The sequence below is a fragment of the Pelomicrobium sp. G1 genome (genome assembly GCF_051905455.1).
GTDB lineage: Bacteria > Pseudomonadota > Gammaproteobacteria > Burkholderiales > UBA6910 > Pelomicrobium.
This window is the reverse complement of record NZ_JBQACR010000035.1, coordinates 1-1,572: the sequence shown is the minus strand read 5'-3', so window position 1 is coordinate 1,572 and position 1,572 is coordinate 1. Positions and strand designations below refer to the sequence as shown.

Genomic DNA, 1,572 nt, shown 5'->3' with positions numbered 1-1,572 from the left:
CATGGCAGCCAAAGAAGTCAAGTTCCATGAAGCCGCTCGCCATCGCATCGTCGCTGGCGTGAACATTCTCGCCGATGCCGTCAAGGTCACGCTGGGGCCCAAGGGCCGCAACGTGGTGATCGAGCGCTCCTGGGGCGCTCCCACCGTGACCAAGGACGGGGTGTCGGTAGCGAAGGAGATTGAACTTAAGGACAAGTTCGAGAACATGGGGGCCCAGATGGTGAAGGAGGTCGCCTCCAAGACCTCCGACGTGGCGGGCGACGGCACCACCACCGCCACCGTGCTGGCCCAATCCATCGTGCTGGAGGGCATGAAGTACGTGGCCGCCGGCATGAACCCGATGGATCTGAAGCGCGGCATCGACAAGGCGGTGGACAAGGTGGTGGAGGAGCTCAAGAAGCTCTCCAAGCCCTGCACCACCAGCAAGGAGATCGCCCAGGTGGGGTCGATTTCGGCCAACGCCGACGAGTCCATCGGCAAGATCATCGCCGATGCCATGGACAAGGTGGGCAAGGAAGGCGTGATCACGGTGGAGGACGGCAAGAGCCTGGAGAACGAGCTCGAGGTGGTCGAGGGCATGCAGTTTGACCGCGGCTATCTCTCGCCCTACTTCATCAACAACGCCGAAAAACAAATCTGCGTGCTAGAGGATCCCTACATCCTGCTGCACGACAAGAAGATCTCCTCCATCCGCGATCTGCTGCCCATTCTGGAGCAGGTAGCCAAGGCGGGGCGGCCGCTGCTCATCATCGCCGAGGAGGTGGAGGGGGAGGCGCTTGCCACCCTGGTGGTGAACAACATCCGCGGCATCCTCAAGACCTGCGCGGTGAAGGCGCCTGGCTTCGGCGACCGGCGCAAGGCGATGCTGGAGGACATGGCCATCCTGACCGGCGGCACCGTGATCAGCGAGGAGCTGGGGCTTAAGCTGGAGAATGCGAGCCTCAATGATCTGGGCCGTGCCAAGCGGGTCGAGGTGGGCAAGGAAGAGACCACCATCATCGATGGCGCGGGCGAGAAGAAGAAGATCGAAGACCGGGTCAAGCAGATCCGCGCCCAGATCGAGGAGACCACCTCCGACTACGACCGGGAGAAGCTGCAGGAGCGGGTGGCGAAGCTCGCCGGCGGGGTGGCCGTGATCAAGGTGGGGGCGGCCACCGAAGTGGAGATGAAGGAGAAGAAGGCGCGGGTGGAGGACGCCCTGCACGCGACCCGGGCCGCCGTCGAGGAGGGCATCGTGCCGGGAGGCGGCGTCGCGTTCCTGCGGGCGCGCCAGGCCCTGGAGGGCAAGCTCAAGGGCAGCAACTACGATCAGGACTGCGGCATCAAGATCGTGATGCGCGCCCTGGAAGAGCCCCTGCGCCAGATTGTGGCCAACGCGGGCGAGGAGCCCTCGGTGGTGCTGGCCAAGGTGCTGGAGGGCAAGGGCAACTTCGGCTACAACGCCCAGAGCGGCGAGTACGGCGACCTGGTGGCCATGGGCGTGATCGACCCGACCAAGGTGGCGCGCACCGCCCTGCAGAACGCGGCCTCCATCGCCGGGCTGATCCTCACCACCGACGCCATGGTGGCCGA

General features: G+C 64.8%; 1 protein-coding gene. It reads left to right on the top strand.

The annotated features are described in order from the left end of the window. Position 1: 1 nt before the first annotated feature. The coding region (groL, locus tag ACTFO6_RS17220) for a chaperonin GroEL (RefSeq protein WP_439935665.1) at positions 2–1,572 on the top strand (1,571 nt) is incomplete at its 3' end.